This is a genomic window from Bradyrhizobium sp. LTSP885 (assembly GCF_000938305.1).
In the GTDB taxonomy this organism is placed as follows: domain Bacteria; phylum Pseudomonadota; class Alphaproteobacteria; order Rhizobiales; family Xanthobacteraceae; genus Bradyrhizobium.
In genome coordinates this window covers 38,324-51,522 of the sequence record NZ_JYMT01000017.1, presented here as the reverse complement: position 1 = coordinate 51,522, position 13,199 = coordinate 38,324, and the positions used below count along the sequence as shown (strand labels likewise).

9 protein-coding genes and 1 pseudogene are annotated in these 13,199 nt (G+C 60.1%); 5 read left to right on the top strand and 5 right to left on the bottom strand.

Annotated elements, in window-relative coordinates; genetic code table 11:
* Window positions 1-182: 182 nt before the first annotated feature.
* A complete protein-coding gene (locus UP09_RS10750) occupies window positions 183-2,516 on the bottom strand; it encodes a putative bifunctional diguanylate cyclase/phosphodiesterase (RefSeq protein WP_052833051.1) in 2,334 nt (777 codons plus the stop codon).
* Window positions 2,517-2,816: 300 nt separating this feature from the next.
* On the opposite strand from UP09_RS10750, the gene UP09_RS10745 reads away from it, so the two are divergent.
* Both UP09_RS10745 and UP09_RS10740 read left to right on the top strand, forming a co-directional pair.
* Window positions 2,817-4,175 (top strand): hypothetical protein, encoded by a 1,359-nt coding sequence (locus UP09_RS10745; RefSeq protein ID WP_052833050.1) that lies wholly within the window; start codon window positions 2,817-2,819, stop codon window positions 4,173-4,175.
* 26 nt (window positions 4,176-4,201) lie between these two features.
* Window positions 4,202-4,528 carry a cupredoxin domain-containing protein gene (locus UP09_RS10740; RefSeq protein WP_044538128.1) on the top strand — a complete coding sequence of 109 codons (327 nt, stop codon included), beginning with the start codon at window positions 4,202-4,204 and terminating at the stop codon, window positions 4,526-4,528.
* 289 nt (window positions 4,529-4,817) lie between these two features.
* Here the strand turns inward: UP09_RS10740 and UP09_RS10735 are convergent.
* The 4 genes and pseudogenes from UP09_RS10735 to UP09_RS10720 form a co-directional block, all read right to left on the bottom strand.
* A pseudogene (locus tag UP09_RS10735) lies at window positions 4,818-5,024 on the bottom strand (LysR family transcriptional regulator); the annotation flags it as partial.
* 650 nt (window positions 5,025-5,674) lie between these two features.
* Entirely contained in the window at window positions 5,675-6,265 is a 591-nt protein-coding gene (locus UP09_RS10730) for an NAD(P)H-dependent oxidoreductase (protein ID WP_044538126.1), read from the bottom strand.
* Window positions 6,266-6,274: 9 nt separating this feature from the next.
* Window positions 6,275-7,843, bottom strand: a complete 1,569-nt coding sequence (locus UP09_RS10725) for a prenyltransferase/squalene oxidase repeat-containing protein (protein WP_044538125.1) — start codon at window positions 7,841-7,843, stop codon at window positions 6,275-6,277.
* 540 nt (window positions 7,844-8,383) lie between these two features.
* On the bottom strand, window positions 8,384-9,271 hold the full coding sequence (locus UP09_RS10720) for a LysR family transcriptional regulator (RefSeq protein WP_044538124.1): 888 nt from the start codon (window positions 9,269-9,271) through the stop codon (window positions 8,384-8,386).
* Between the two features lie 174 nt (window positions 9,272-9,445).
* On the opposite strand from UP09_RS10720, the gene UP09_RS10715 reads away from it, so the two are divergent.
* The 3 genes from UP09_RS10715 (at window position 9,446) to UP09_RS10705 (ending at window position 13,164) form a co-directional block, all read left to right on the top strand.
* Window positions 9,446-10,417, top strand: coding sequence for an NAD(P)H-dependent flavin oxidoreductase (locus UP09_RS10715; protein ID WP_044538123.1), 972 nt, complete (start codon window positions 9,446-9,448; stop codon window positions 10,415-10,417).
* Window positions 10,414-11,973 carry an acyl-CoA synthetase gene (locus UP09_RS10710; protein WP_283806003.1) on the top strand — a complete coding sequence of 520 codons (1,560 nt, stop codon included), beginning with the start codon at window positions 10,414-10,416 and terminating at the stop codon, window positions 11,971-11,973. Before UP09_RS10715 ends, UP09_RS10710 begins: the two co-directional genes overlap by 4 nt.
* Before the next feature lie 90 nt (window positions 11,974-12,063).
* A complete protein-coding gene (locus UP09_RS10705) occupies window positions 12,064-13,164 on the top strand; it encodes a DUF2855 family protein (RefSeq protein WP_044538119.1) in 1,101 nt (366 codons plus the stop codon).
* The last annotated feature ends 35 nt before the right edge of the window (window positions 13,165-13,199 follow it).

Genomic DNA, 13,199 nt, shown 5'->3' with positions numbered 1-13,199 from the left:
GCCAGCTACTTCCGGTCCGCCGCTATCAACGGACATCATCAGATCGGCCTGGTTGGTCTGCTATGGGCCGATTTTGTTGCAAAAGTCGCCAGAAGCGGTCGCTCTGCGCGCTCGCGCAAAAGCGCCTTTGGACATTACGGCCTGATGGGCGCCGCATGATCGTAGATCGGGAAAGGCGGCGACTACGCCGCCGCCCGGACTCGTTCCTGGAAGCCAATCAGTAGCTGGGCGATCTCGCTAGCCGGCACGGGCCTGCTGTAGAAGTATCCCTGCACCTCGCTACACCCCTCCGCGCGCATCTGATCCAATTGCTCCTGGGTTTCGACGCCTTCTGCTGTCGTGGTCATGCCGAAACTTTGGCCAAGCCCTGCGACCGCGCGAATGATTGCGATAGAGTCGGGTCTTTCGGAAAGGTCCCGAACGAAACTCTGATCGATCTTTATTTTATCGAACGGGAAGCTGCGGAGGTAACTTAACGACGAGTATCCGGTCCCGAAGTCGTCCATCGATATCCTGACGCCTAGGGCTCGCAACTGGTGCAGCGCCGCCAACGTTGCCTCGTTGTTGTTCATCAATACGGTCTCGGTGATCTCGAGCTCCAATAGATCTGGGCGCAATCCCGAGGCCGCCAAAGCGGACACAACAGCAAGGACCAACGTTTTGTTACGGAATTGCACTGGTGAGACGTTGACCGCCACCCTCGTATCGGACGGCCATCTCCTCGCCTCGGCACAAGCCTGCCGGATCACCCACTCGCCGATCGCACCAATTAGCCCTGTTTCCTCAGCCAGCGGAATGAAGTCATTTGGCGCGACCCTTCCACGGGTTGGATGGTTCCAGCGCAGCAGTGCTTCAAATCCGGTAATCCTGTTTTCCGCGAGATTGACAATAGGCTGGTAAAATACTTCGAACTCTCCCGCAGCGATCGCACTGCGAAGATCGAGCTCGAGAACGCGCCGGGTCTGGGCCTTGATGTCCATTTCAGGTTCAAAGAAATGGAACCTTCCGCGCCCTTCTTCCTTGGAACGATACAATGCCATGTCGGCATTCTTCAAAAGCTGGTCCGCGCTGTCGCCGTCGTCAGGTGCAATTGCAATTCCAACGCTCGCGCCAATGACAACGTGATGATCGCCGAGCTCAAATGGCGCGCTCAGAGCCTCGACGATGCGGGCAGCCAGCGCAGCAGAGGCTTCCATCGGCGGATCCGTGCCGAATTGCACGATCGAAAACTCGTCGCCACCGGTCCGGGAGACCAGATCTCTGTCGCGCACCAGATCGCGCACTCGCTTGGAAACCGCACACAGCAATGCGTCCCCAACGGAGTGGCCGAGCGTGTCGTTGATGATCTTGAAGTTGTCGAGATCCAGACAGAGGACGGACGCCGTTCCGCCACGCCTGACTTTTTCCAGAATCTTGTCGATATGTTCGCGCAATTGAACGCGGTTTGCCAATCCGGTCAGCGCGTCGTGATGTGCTAGGAACGCAATCTGCTTCTCTGAATTTCGTTTTTCGGTCACATCCATGTGGATGGTAACCGCACCACCGGTGCTCAGAGGCGCCTTGGTCAATGCAATCGTGCGTCCATCCTGCAGTTGATGCTCCAAAGCGATGGCCGTCGGTTGGGACGCCGACGCCAATTCCTCTTCTACAAAATTCTCGGCGTTGATCGCGGCTGTTCCATTCTCCATCCGGTGTTCCAGAATGGCTCGAAGCGGGGTGCCGGGCTCAATCAGCCCGACACCGAGTCCATACATCGCACCAAATTCTGCGTTGCAGATGATCAGGCGCTGCTTATCGTCGAACATGGTGAGACCTTGCGGCATGCCTTCCAGAGCCGCGTAAAGACGGTCACTCGATCGCTGATTCAACGATCGGATCATGCGATGGGTCACCAGCAGGACCAGCCCCGCCAACATAATGCTGGTGAGGGTTGAAGCCAGCAGCAGCAAATCGGACCTGTAGGAAAACGCTTCGATGTCGTCTCGCGCCTGCAGGCCAATGGCCGAATTGTTCTGATGCAGCCGCTCCAATTTTTGTTGAACATCGTCCGTCAGACTCCGTAACTCCGGGGAGTCGACGCCAAGCTTGAGGAGCTCGGAAATATTCGTCCTGAGTTCTAGTCCTTCGGCGCGCGTAAGGTGCGAGCTCGACCTTTCGATGGCAACGTCGATATCGTCGAGCACAGTTTCGAGAAGTTCGTTGGCCTTGGACGCCTGGTCCGGTCCTATGGCGCGGGACTGTTCGTCGATATAATGCTGAAACGCGATCTGCGCGAGACTGACATAGTTGGTGGAGATAAAGGCGGTGTCATATACGTTGACGGCATAATCGATGATCGCGCGTTGCTGGTGGCGCGCGAAGAGTCCGATCATGAGATTGACCGCCAGCAGGCAGACCGTGACGACCAGGAATTGCCGACGAAACGAGATGGCGTATCGGTCGCCTGGCCGGCCAGAATGCCGGTCGGGATGATCCGGGGCCTGTTCCGCTCCCACATCAATTTCAGCCGACGCCACTTGATCGCTCCCCCAGCCGTATTGGCCCGAACCGGGAGACGCTAAACCCCTTGAGTTAAAGTGAGGTGGACGATCGGCCAGTGGGCCAAAATTCCAATCCGTTTCGATCCGTTTAGCCGGCTAACGATCGCTGCGGACGGCCTGCCGTTCGTTGTCATTTGAGGCTCCAGAGCTTCATTTGACGGACCATTAACCATATTCGGATTCACTGGCTTCGCGGGTTGGTACTCAGATCTCGAGATGCGGAACATGTTTTTGGACTTGTTGCGCAGGACCATAGCGCGCCAATCAAAAGCCTGGATGGGCAAGCCGGTCGCGCGCATTTTTGCCCGGGGTTTGCGTATCCTGGCGCCGATGACGCTGCTTGCAGTCCCGATGATGGCTGGACCGGCGCTCGCTGTACCGTCTTTCGCGATTCAGACTGGCCAACCTTGCGCCGCCTGCCATATCGGAGCATTCGGCCCGCAACTGACCCCTTATGGTCGCGACTTCAAGTTGCATGGCTATACCGCCAACGATGGCAAGGACCATGGACTGCCGCTGGCGATGACGACGCAATCCTCCTTCACTCACACGATGCAGCCACAGCCCGGCGGGGCCGCGCCCGGATTCAGGGACAACGACAACTTCGCGTTCGATCAATTGTCGCTCTACTATGCGGGACAAATTGCGCCCGAGGTCGGCGGCTTCATCGAGCTGAACTACGACGGCGTGGCCCAGAAGGCTGCGCTGAACAATGTCGATATTCGCCACGTGAGCGAGGGTCAGTTGTTCGGCCAGGACGTACTCATAGGCGTCACGGTCAACAACAACCCGACCGTTCAGGACCCCTGGAACTCGACGCCGGCCTGGGGATTCCCGTACAACCAATCGGCGCTGGCGCCGACACCGACGGCTTCGACCCTGGTCGACGGCGGTCTCGGACAGCGCGTCGCCGGCGTCGGCGTCTACACGATGTGGAACGACTTCCTCTACCTGGAGGGCGATGCCTACAGGGGCCTCAGCGCACCCGCGATGACTGCGCTGGGCCAGGTGCCGGACGACGGCGACCAAACCACGTCCTTTCTCCCGTATGCACGCGTTGCCATGATCAAGGATTGGGGAGACAAGAAGCATCACGCGGAGATCGGCGCCTATGCCCTGTCAGCCAATGTCGTTCCTGGTGGCGGCCAGACCCTCGGATTCAATGTCCACAAAACCGATATCGCGGTCGATGCGACGTACCAGTTCATCTCCGATCCCGCCAAGGTGACCAGCGACAGATTGTCGGCGCATGCGACCTATATTCACGAGACCGCAAAATTGGCGTGGGGCGACGCGCTGGCGCTGGGGGCGTTCTCGGATCATTGGCTGGACACGATGCGCTTCGATGTCTCCTACAGCATCGCGGCCACGGTCACGCCTTCAATGCAGTATTTCCGCACCGTTGGCATGGCCGACGCCGCTTACTGGGCCACGCCGAACGGCAGCCCCAACTCGGACGGCATGATCGTCGAAGTCGCCTACGTACCCTGGGGCAAGCCCGATTCGCCGTTTCAGAACATGAATGTGCGGCTGGCCGTGCAGTACGTGAAGTACTTCAGCTTTGACGGCAGCTACGCCAATGCCAACAGAAACGATCACTTCTACTTCAGTCTCTGGACCGCGGTGAAATTCTAGCCGCGCCAGCCTTCAAAGGAGTCAATATGCCCATTCGCCTCGCAATCGCCATCGCCATTTTGATGGGACTGGTCGTTGCCGTACCGGCGGCGACCACGATTACAGTGATCCAGCGTGGGCTGGCCTTGAACACGGCGTCGGTGTCGCTGACCAAGGGTGATCGACTAAGCTTCACCAACGACGACGACGTCATACACAACATTCATATCTTCGGGCCCGGAACCGATGAGAACATGGATCTGGGCCTGCAAAAGCCGGGCAAGCTGCTTAGCTATAAGTTCGACAAGGCCGGAGCTTACAGGGTCCGGTGTAACATCCATCCGTCAGTGAAAATGGCGGTAACCGTGAAGTAGAAGATTTAGCTTGTTGCTTTACGCCGCAAGTCGGCTTGTGCCGGTAAGCCGACGTGAACGCTTCGCCCAATGGCCGCTTCGCGCCAATAGCGGTCAATCGCAATCGAATGTTATGGATGTCTGCTTTTCATCCAGGTACGGACATCGCTCACCCCGGAACCACGTCAGCTGTGGGTCAAAGCGACACCTGACACCTCCGCGGCGCCACGTCCGGTTTTCATCGGACAGCGGACTTTGCAACCCGGCTTGACGGTACCGAGTCAGGCCTTTCTGAGTGAAAATTGCACCGTTAGCCGCGCAGCCGGACGCGATCCTCGCGGACGCAGTCGGTGACGAAGCCGATCACGGCGCGCACTGCCGGAAGTTCGACCAGATCGGGATGCGCGAGCAGCCAGAGGTCGGAGAGGCTTGAGAGCTTTTGCGGCGCGACCCGGACCAGTTCGGGATAGTCGGCGGCCACCAGGCAGGACATTGCGCGGATGCCGAGCCCCGCCCGCGCCGTTGTTGCGGTGGGCACCGTGAAAACCGCCGGAGTGTCGAACCGGAGCGGTAATGAACGTGACCAACTATTGAAGGGTCATTCAATAGTCAAAGGTTGCGATCATGCGATTGGCGATGGTTATCTCAGTCATTTTGCTGGCAAGTGGCGCGACTGCCCACGCAGACCAAGTTGTCAATGAAATGTACCGAGATCTGATCAGACCGCACGGCCACCCGCGAGGTGCCGCTGACTCACAGGCCGCGCTCGATTATTGTTATAGTCAGACCGGTGATATTCGAGGTCTCGCGGATACCGCTGCATTCAAGCAGTGCATGCTCGGCCGGGGCTATCGATGGCAAAGAACGCAGACAAAGGGAAAACCGGCACCAACAAACGGCGTGGATGATTGTATCGCGATGGACATGTGCTAGTCCGCCGCTATCAACGGACATTATCAGATCGGCCCGGTTGGTCTGCTATGGGCCACAAGCGGTCATTCGGTGACCGCACTCAAAATCGGATTCTAGCGCTTCGCACAACCCAGTTAGGGTGTCCAAAGTAGACACCTTCACGTCATGCCCGCGCAGGCGGTGGCACGCCTGACGAACTCCCTTGGCCGTAAGGCTGACTATGGTTTGGACCTCCTTCGGGTCCAGAATCGGACTTTAATTCACTGCCAACGATCGGATGGTCGACTGAATTCTCTTCATGAAGCGATCAACACGATGAGCTTGGGTCCTGTCGACATTGTACAGTGCCAGCCAGTTGAAACGGGTCCGTCGAGAGAAATGCCGTCGCAGACCGGACGCTACTGTTCGCTTGCACGGATTTCCGATGAGCGTATTAGGCAACCATCCGCCACCAAACGTGGTGATCGCCAGGAAAAACCTCATGTGCGGGAACAGATCGAAAATAACGTCGCGGTCGGCGCTCAACCTGAACGCAACATTCGGCTTCCAAACCCTGTCGACGTAACCCTTGAGGACAGCGGGCAATCCGTAATTCCAGGTCGGAAATACCCAGATTAGCCCTTGCGCGGTCTGAATTTGATCGACGTACCGCCGAATGCTTTCGTTTGAAGCGGCTTCATAATTCTCCCAGTCGTCGAGTGAAAGAGCCGGATCAAACCGGTCGGTGTAGAGATCCAGCAGCTCGATCGCATCCCCTCGAATCTCCAATTCCTTCAAGACCGCTGCAAGGATCGAGCCGCATAGACTGCAGCGGCTGGGATGGGAAAAGACCACCAATACCTTCAACGCAACCTCTCACTTCGGTGCTAGGGATTTACTGATGGATTGGAGATAATATCCTTCCGCCAGCAAAAACTCTGCCGTGGGATATATCACCTCATTGCTCCGCTCAAACTTGATCTCCTCGTCAATCCTCCTGAACAGCGCGTAGGTAAGCTTCCTAAACTGATCACGCTGATAGTCCTTCAACCCTGAATCGTTCTGCAAGGCAGTACTGAGGATAATGGTCCAAGGGTACCAGAGAAAGGTACTTTGTTCGGCCGTCTCCGTTCGACCTGGCAGATATCGGTCTGAGTCGTGCGCTTGCTCGTTCTGTCCAATCTTCCGCTTGATAAGGGATTCGAAGTTGTCGCCACCTTCCGTGGCCGCCTTCAGAAATGCTTCAACCGCTTCCTTGTAGCGGGAATCGGCTCCGATGAACGCGTGTGTGACCTTGGCCTGACCCAGCACAAAAAGGACGTGAGCCGTCAATCCGGGGTGCTCTCCCACTCCGCCGCCGACGGAGGGATTTGGCCACCATCCGGAAAAGCCTAAGTCAGCGTTGGACGCGTGGGCGGTCAAAAGCCATTTGGCGCCCAATACGACGGCACCGCCATATTCCGCTTCGTGCCCCGAAACAATGTCGCCATTTTTTTCCGCAGTCGAAAGCGCCCACATCGCCATGATGGTGGAATACATTCTTACGTGACGCGGATCATCAGTCTTCTCGATAATGGACCAGCTGCCGTCGTCGTGTTGCCGCTTCAGCAACAGCTTCAGGACGGAGCGTGTCCTCTCCCGCACCTGGGGCAGTTCCTCCGCCTTCCAGACAGCCACCGAAACCTCGTCGCGAAGTGAATACAAATAGGCTAGTGCTACCCAAGCATCGATTTCCGTAACTCCCCACTTTATACCTTGCATATAAGGCCAACCGTCATCGGGATTGGTCAAGCGCTCACGCTCGAGATAGTCGAATGCTTGATGTAAAGCCGGACCCATGTCCTTAGTGAGATTTTCCTTTCGTTGCAGGATCGCCGCAAGGCACTGCGCAGTCGTCCAGCCTTGAACATCATTAGATGTACCGGATTGAGAAAACCTGAAGCCGCCCTCCGCACCTTCCTTAAAGGTCTGCTGACTCAGAACATTTTGAACGTCGCCGATCGTTTGTTCTTCGACGATCGGCCTCACTTCAACTTCTCGAAAGAAATAGTAGGAGCCGGTCACTGTCACGCTGACAACGACAAGAGCTAGCAGCGAGAAGGCACTCTGGGTGAGCTTCGACCGACGCCTGACAAAGTTTAGATAGAGCCAGTAGCTCAGGCAAAGATAGCCTACGAGCAGCAATACCGACGCTCCAAAAAGGAGAACATTATGCAACCGGAACAGCCATTCCGGGCCAAGATGCGCCGAAACGAACTTCCTGATCGTATCGACATGCGTAACGATCGCCGCAATGTTTCCGATGCCGACCGAAATGATTCCGATGAGTCCCTGCAACTGCGCTACCGAGGCCGGTGCTTTCGTCGCCGCACCGTCACCTTCGATCGGAGCTGCCTTGTGCTTGAAGAACTTTTCCAACTTTTCAATGAAGCGCACCTTTGCCATTCGTGCCCCTCTTCCATTTTCAAACAGCGCTACGCAAAATCAAAAATCGACAGGAAATGTTCGCATTCTAGTCCTGGTCGAGATCATAATGCAACTATAGATTGGAAACGATGTCGTGCTACAGCGTACTTGTAGCCTCGCCGAACCGGATATGTGGCGGCTCGCGCCCTTCTGTATGGCCCCATTCGCAGGGATGGCGGCCGCGGAACATGCAATGGCATTCTTGCGGCGCTGGCGCGTCCGAGTAATGAGCCTCGCTACCCTCTGTGAGCAGGTGGGGAATGCCGAGCGCAATGTACCCACAGCCTCGCTTGCAGAATGGAAAAGGCGCACGAGCATAGTCGGTCGTCCGTGAAGAAGCTGGAGTTGAACTCGGGACGAGCGCGGGAACCTTAGCTAAAAAATGCGTCCAAAGTCTGCTATGGGTCAAAGCGAGACCTAACACCTCCGCGGCGCCACTTCCGGTTTTCCTTGGACAGCGGACATTGCAAGCCGGCTTGACGGTACCGAGTCAGGCCATTCTGAGTGAAAATTGCACCGTCAGCCGCGCAATCGAATCCGGTCCGCGCGGGCGCAGTCGGTGACGAAGCCGATCACGGCGCGCACCGCGGGCAGTTCGACCAGATCGGGATGCGCGAGCAGCCAGAGGTCGGAGATGCTCGAGAGCTTTTGCGGCGCGACCCGAACCAGATCGGGATAATCCGCGGCCACCAGGCAGGACAGCGCGCAGATGCCGAGCCCGGCCCGCGCGGCCGCAAGCATGTCGCCTTGCGAGGAGCAGCGCATCACCAGCGTGCCCTGCCGCGTGATGGCATCGCTCCAACGTGCGAGATGCGCGTTCGAGGCCTGGTCGGCAAAGCCGATCACGCTGTGGCCCTTCCACTCGTCGCGCCGCTCTGGAAGCTTTCGCCCTGCCGCGTAGTCGCGTGAGGCGTAGAAGCCGGCGCCGAGCCGTCCGATCTTGCGCCCAATCAGGTTTTCGTCCCCGGCATCGACAGGACGCAACACCACGTCGGCCTCGCGGCGGCGTACGCTGGCCGGAAATGGATGGGTGATGACTTCGAGCTGGACGTTGGCGTGATCGCGCAGGAACGGCCCGAGACGCGGCATCAGCCAATGCGCGGCCAGCGTCGCGCCGATCGATAGTTTCACGATACCACGGGCCTGCTCACCGGTCGCCGCCGCCGAGGCCTCCGCGCGCAACGCAGCTGCGGCCATCGCCTCGGCGTGCTCGCGGAACTTGCGGCCGTGCGACGTCAGCGACAGCCCGTCATCGGAACGGGCAAACAGGCGGGTCCCCAACTGCTTCTCCAGCGCCGCGACATTGCGGCCCACAGTCGGATGACTGATGCGCAGGCGGCGCGCCGCTCCGGCGAGGCTCCGCGTCTCCGCAACGGCGACGAATGTCTTGCAAAGATCCCAGTCCATGCGCCCTGCCCCCGGCGTTCATATTTGATCAAGCTACTGTTCAATATTGAACGTCGCAGGACGGCCGTCCAGCCTTATATTGCACAGCAACAGGGCCGCCGCCGCGGCCACCAACAAGACGCTATCGGCCAGGCCATCAGCCCCGATCGACGTCCACATCGAGGACCCCGAACGATGCCGCTACCCGCTTCACTCGCCAACAAGCTTGAACTGCCGGTCGTCGGTTCGCCGCTGTTCATCGTGTCCGGGCCCGAGCTCGTGATCGCGCAGTGCAAGGCCGGCATCGTCGGCTCGTTCCCGGCGCTGAACGCCCGCCCGGTCGAAAAGCTCGACGAGTGGCTGACGCGGATCGAGAACGAACTCGGCGAGTACCAGGCGCTGCATCCGGAGAAGAAGGTCGCGCCCTACGCCGTCAACCAGATCTGCCACGCCTCCAACGACCGGCTGATGCACGACATGGACACCTGTGTGAAGCACAAGGTGCCTGTCATCATCACCTCGCTGCGGCCGCCGTTGGAGATCGTCGAGGCCGCGCATTCCTATGGCGGCGTGGTGTTCCACGACGTCATCAACGTCAAGCACGCACGCAAGGCCGCCGAGCAGGGCGTCGACGGGCTGATCCTGGTTTGCGCCGGCGCCGGCGGGCACGCCGGCACGCTGTCGCCGTTCGCGCTGGTCCGCGAGGTCAAGCAATGGTTCAAGGGCACGATCCTGCTATCGGGCGCGATCTCCGACGGCTGGAGTATCGCCTCCGCGCTCGCGCTCGGCGCCGACCTCGCCTATATCGGCACCCGCTTCATCGCGACCGAGGAGGCCAACGCCGATCTCGGCTACAAACAGGCGCTGACCGAATACGCCGCCCACGACATCGTCTATTCGAACCTGTTCACCGGCGTTCACGGCAATTATCTCGGGCCGTCGATCGCCGCAGCCGGGCTCGATCCGAACAATCTGCCGGCTGCTGACAAAACCAAGATGAACTTCGGCTCCGGCGGCAACATGAAGACCAAGGCCTGGCGCGACATCTGGGGCTCGGGCCAGGGCATCGGCCAGATCACCGATGCACCGCCGGTCGCCGAACTGGTGTCGCGGCTGAAGGCGGAGTACACCGAAGCGCGCAGCAATTTCCTGCGGGCCAGCGCCTGACCTTCGCGCGAGCGCCGAGAGAACACGCCATGATCATCAGCGGCGAGCGACGCATCAGCTATGGCGAGATTCACGCCCGCATCGCACGGGCGGCCAATGGTTTCCGGGCGCTCGGCGTGCAGGGCGGCAAGCCGGTCGGCATGATGCTGCGCAATGATTTTGCGCTGTTCGAGGTGGTCGCCGCCGCGGCCGCGCTCGGCAGCCCGGTGGTGCCGATCAACTGGCATCTGAAGGCCGAGGAGGTCGCCTACATCCTCTCCGACTCTGGCGCCGATACGCTGGTCTGCCATGCCGACCTGTTGCCGCAGGTCCGGGATGGCCTGCCGGCCGGGATCAAGTTGCTGGTCGTTGCGACCCCGCCTGAGATCGCCGCGACCTATGGCGTGGCGCCGGCACTCGCACGGGTACCTGATGGCATGACCGATTGGGACAGCTGGCGCGACACACAGCAGCCGCTGGCCGACGCGCCGATCGGCGCAGCGCCGATGTTCTACACCTCGGGCACCACGGGCCTGCCGAAGGGCGTACTGCGCAAGCCGATGCGGCCGGAGCAGCAGGCGGGCGCCGCGCGCGTCGGCGCCATCACCTTTGGCATCAAGCCGAACGAGGATCAGGTGATCCTGATGAACGGGCCGATGTACCATTCGGCCCCGCACTCCTACGGCATGCTCGCGTTCCGCAACGGCTGCACCATCGTGCTCGAACCGCGCTTCGATCCCGAGGATTTGCTGCAACTGGTCGAGCGCCACCGCGTCACCCATATGCACATGGTGCCGACCATGTTCGTGCGGCTGCTGCGCCTGCCGGAGCAGACACGGCATCGCTACGACCTATCGTCGCTGCGGTTCATCGTCCACGGCGCTGCGCCATGCCCTCCTGACGTCAAGCGCGCAATGATCGACTGGTGGGGGCTGGTGGTGAACGAATATCTCGGCGCCACCGAGACCGGCATCCCGGTGTGGCATTCGGCGGCGGAAGCGCTGGCGAAGCCCGGCACCGTCGGCCGCGCGATCGAGGGCGGCATCGTCAAGATCTTCCGGCCCGACGGCACGCTGTGCGACGTCAACGAGCCCGGCGAAATCTTCATGCGTCAGACCGCGATATCGGATTTCGACTATCACGACAACGCCAAGGCACGCGCCGAGGCCGACCGCGACGGCCTCGTCAGCGTCGGCGACGTCGGCTATCTCGACGCCGACGGCTATGTGTTCCTGTGCGACCGCAAGCGCGACATGGTGATCTCGGGCGGCGTCAACATCTATCCCGCCGAAATCGAGAATGCGCTGATCGGCATGGCCGGCGTGCGCGACTGCGCGGTGTTCGGCGTTCCCGACGATGAGTATGGCGAGCGGCTGTTCGCCTGCGTCGAGCCGGACACCGGCGCGGCGCTCACGGTCGCCGCTATCAAGGATTTCCTGCGCGGCAAGCTCGCCAATTTCAAGGTGCCGAGGGATATCCAGTTCCTGGACGCCCTGCCCCGCGAGGCCACCGGCAAGATATTCAAGCGCAAGCTGCGCGATCTCTACCGCGACGGACAGCTCCACGCGGCGAAGTGACGCGAACAGCGTTTCAAACTTTGTTGCTGTTGCGAAGGCATCAGAGGTGGGGCAGAGATCACCGCACGCAAACAGACCGGGAGCACCGACATGAAATCCACCGACTTCATCGTCATCCGCAACGATCTGCAGCAATGCAAGGTGATCCAGACCGAATTGCCTGATGCCGCTGCGCTGCCGCCCGACGCGCTGCTGGTGAAGGTCACACGTTTCGCGCTCACCGCCAACAACATCACCTACGCCGTGATCGGCGAACAGTTGAAGTATTGGCAACTGTTCCCCGCGCCGGAGGGACACGGCATCATCCCGGTCTGGGGCTTTGGCGAGGTGATCGCTTCAAAACATCCAAACGTCGCTGTCGGCGAGACCTTGTTCGGCTATTTCCCGATGGCGACGCATCTCGTCATCGAGGCCGCCGACGTCAGCAAGCGCGGCCTGCGCGATGCGGCCGCGCACCGGCAGGAGGTCTCGCCGGTCTACAATAACTATGCCCGTGTCTCCGGCGATCCGACCTATGCCGGCCCGCGCGGCGATGAGCGGGCGCTGATGGTGCCCTTGTTCATGCTGTCGTTCCTGGTCGACGATTTCCTGGCGGAGATTGAGTTCTACGGCGCACGCAGCGTCATCTTGTCGTCGGCCTCGAGCAAGACCGCATTCGGGCTCGCCCATCTCCTGCACAAGCGGCAAGATACCGGGCAAGGCATCCGGGTGGTCGGCCTGACGTCGAAAGGCAATGTCGATTTCGTCACCTCGCTCGGCTGCTACGACGAGGTCGTCACCTATGACCGCGTCACCGCGACGCCGGCGACGGAACCGGTCGCCTATGTCGACATGGCCGGCAACAGCGCCTTGCGCGAGACCTTGCATCGGCACTTTGGCGCGCAGATGAAATATTCCGGCCGGATCGGACTGACCCATCGCGCCAGCGAACCGGACGAGGCTGTCTTGCCCGGCGCCAAGCCGGTCTGGTTCTTCGCCCCCGACCAGATCCGCAAACGCGCCAAGGAATGGGGGCCGGGCGGCATCGAGCAGCGCTTTGGCGCCGCCTGGGCAGGGCTCGCGCCGCATCTGCCGGAATGGCTCGAGATCGTCGAGCGACGCGGACCCGAGGCGGTGCGCGAGGCCTATCTCGATACCCTCAATGGCCGCGTGCCGCCGGATCAAGGGCTGATCCTGTCGCTTGCCGAATAGGCGGCATCTCGTCACGCCCTTTCTGCGGGCTTCCG